The organism is Gaiella sp., assembly GCF_035558935.1.
Lineage (GTDB): Bacteria > Actinomycetota > Thermoleophilia > Gaiellales > Gaiellaceae > Gaiella.
In genome coordinates this window covers 1-2697 of sequence record NZ_DATMBZ010000162.1, presented here as the reverse complement: position 1 = coordinate 2697, position 2697 = coordinate 1, and the positions used below count along the sequence as shown (strand labels likewise).

General features: G+C 71.5%; 3 protein-coding genes. All 3 read right to left on the bottom strand.

Going from position 1 to position 2697, the window contains the following annotated elements; genetic code table 11:
* Positions 1–445, bottom strand: a 445-nt coding sequence (locus VNM44_RS15405) for a thiamine pyrophosphate-dependent enzyme (RefSeq protein WP_325626866.1), incomplete at its 3' end; no start/stop codon positions are given.
* Entirely contained in the window at positions 442–1347 is a 906-nt protein-coding gene (locus tag VNM44_RS15400; protein WP_325626864.1) for a cupin domain-containing protein, read from the bottom strand. The genes VNM44_RS15400 and VNM44_RS15405, both read right to left, overlap by 4 nt.
* Entirely contained in the window at positions 1344–2639 is a 1296-nt protein-coding gene (locus tag VNM44_RS15395) for a Xaa-Pro peptidase family protein (protein WP_325626868.1), read from the bottom strand. Before VNM44_RS15395 ends, VNM44_RS15400 begins: the two co-directional genes overlap by 4 nt.
* Between the last annotated feature and the right edge of the window lie 58 nt (positions 2640–2697).

Below are 2697 nucleotides of genomic sequence, written 5' to 3'. Positions count from 1 at the left end.
CGTCGCCGAAGAAGGCGATCGCGACGCCGCCCGTGCGCCGGAGCGCGAGCGCCGCCCCGGTGGCGGCGGCGATGCTGCCCCCGACGATGCCGAAGCTGCCGATCAGGCGGTCCTTCGGCGACGTGACGTTCATCGAGCCGGCGCGCCCGCCGTTGATGCCCGTCGCGCGGCCGAGCATCTCGTCGAGCAGCGCCTGCGGGTCGACGCCGAGCGCGAGTGCGTGACCGTGGCCGCGGTAGGTCGCCGCGACGCGGTCACGTGCTTCCAGCACGCTCGCGAACCCGACCGCGACGGCCTCCTGGCCGGAGTAGAGGTGCGTCGTGCCGTAGACCTCGCCGCGGAGGAACAGGGACTGGACCAGGTCCTCGAAGCCGCGGATCAGGTGCATGCGGCGGTAGAGGTCGAGCTCTAGCTCGCGGTCGACCCCGTGCTCGGTCGCCGTCATGCCGTGGCCGCTCCCTCCTCGAGGCGTTCGGCGAGGTACTCCCAGTCGCGCTCGAAGCGGTACGAGTGCCGGTCGGGCGGTCCCGGAGCCGACGTCTCGAGCCACTTCACCGTCCCGCCGCGCGTCTCGTAGAACGCGTGGACGCAGCCGACCCCGGTCCAGAAGACATCGCCGGGGCGGAGCGTGTAGCGGTCGTCGTCCGCGACGACGTCGACCTCGCCCTCGAGCATGTAGTACGCCTCCTCGAACGGATGGTCGTGCGGGTGCGCGACGGCTCCGGGCTGGTAGCCGACCATGAACATCGTGTGCAGTTGTGCGTCCAGGCGCTTGTCCACGAGCATCTTCACGGTGATCCCGCTGTAGAGGAGCGCGGCCGTCGCCATGCTCGCCGAGACCGTCGGCGCGCCGACGCTGGCCCCGACACGCAGCCGTTCGACGTCCATGTCGCCGGCGTTCAGATGGAAGAGGTTGCGGTTGCGCGGGTCGCGCAGGTCGAGCGACTCGCCCGGCTCGTCGGGGGCTCCGCCGAGCCAGAACGTGTCCGGCGGCTGGTCCGGGCCGCGTGGGCGCGGCGACGCCATCTCGATCCACTCGGCCCGCTCGTCGGCCCGCCACGCGTGGGGGACACCGACCGGGATGGCGCCGCACGCGTCCGGCTCGAGCCGCACACCGCGGCCGTCGAGGTACAGCACCGGCTCGCCCGAGAGCACGTAGAAGCTCGACTCGAACGAGTGCAGGTGCGTGTCGACGTGCCCGTCCTCGAGCGCGACGAGCGTGAGCCCGGTGTGCGTCGCGCCGGTCGCACCGCCGACGAGCACCATCCGGGTCAGCCCTTCGCTGTGGCCGGGCAGCGCGGGCTCGAGGCGGACGTCCTCCCGTCGGACGAGTCGGTACGGCGTCATACCGGCGCGGGCGACTCGGTTGCGGCGAGGAGGTCGGCGCCGCGAACGTACGTCTTTCCTGCGACGAGCAGCTCCTCCGCGGGGAACCGCGTGAGGACGCGGTTGCCGTCCTTCGTGACGACCACCTCCTCCTCGATTCGTGCCGCCGAGTGCCCGTCGGTTGCGGCGCAGTACGTCTCGAGCGCGAAGACCATGCCCTCCTCGAGCTCGACCGGGGCGTCGAGCGAGTGGACGCGCGAGATCATCGGAGGCTCGTAGAGGCCGACGCCGACCCCGTGCCCGAACTGGAGCCCGAAGCACGCCTCCTCGCTCGGGAAGCCGAGCTCCTCGGCCGTCGGCCACACCGAGGCGATCTCGTCGGTCGTCGTCCCGGGCCGAACGAGGTCGATCGCGGCATCGAGCCACTCGCGGCACTGCTTGTAGGCGTCGAGCTGTGACTGCGAGATCCCGCCGACGTTGAACGTGCGGTAGTAGCACGTGCGGTAGCCCATGAACGAGTGGATCACGTCGAAGAACGCCTGGTCGCCGGGCCGCAGCAGACGGTCGGAGAAGACGTGCGGGTGCGGGTTGCAGCGGTCGCCCGAGACGGCGTTGACGGCCTCGACCTGCTCGGAGCCCATCTCGAACAGGAGCTGGTGGGCACGTCCGACGATCTCGTGCTCGTAGACGCCGGGGCGCAGCATCCGGTAGATCTCGTCGTAGACCGCGTCGACGAGCCCGGCCGATTGGTCGAGGAGCGCGATCTCCTGCGACGTCTTGATCGTCCGCGCCGCGAGGAGCACGCGGGAGCCGTCGGTGACGTGCACGCCCGCCCGCTGGAGCGCCTCGATCGTGACGAGGTCGGCCATGTCGATCCCCAGCGGCTCGCCCTGGAGGCCCCGCTCGCGGAGCTCCGTCGCGATCCGCTCGCCGAGCCTGTCGGGGATGCCGGTCTCGACGGGCATCGCCCCGCGCATCGGCGCGACGCCCGCGCGAAAGTTCTCCGGCGGGAGCCACGGGGCGAACAGCTGATGGTGCTTGGCGGCCGACCCGAAGTCCCAGAGGATCGGCTCGCCGCCGCGTGGAAGCAGCGCGAACCGCGCGTTCTTGTCCCGCGCCCACTCCCCGATGTGCGTGCTCGTGACGTAGCGGATGTTGTTGGGGTCGAACAGCAGCACCGCGCCCAGGTCCGACGCCTCGAGCGCGGCCTTCGCGCGGTCGAGCCGGTCCTGCCGGAGGCGCGCGAAGTCGATCCGCTGCTCCCAGTCGACCGCCCGCGTGGCGTCGGGGGAGCCGTTCGCCCTGGTCCACATGTTCACGGAACCACCTCCTGTTCGAGCTGCCTGCTCGCCCCCTCGGCCGCACGCTCCG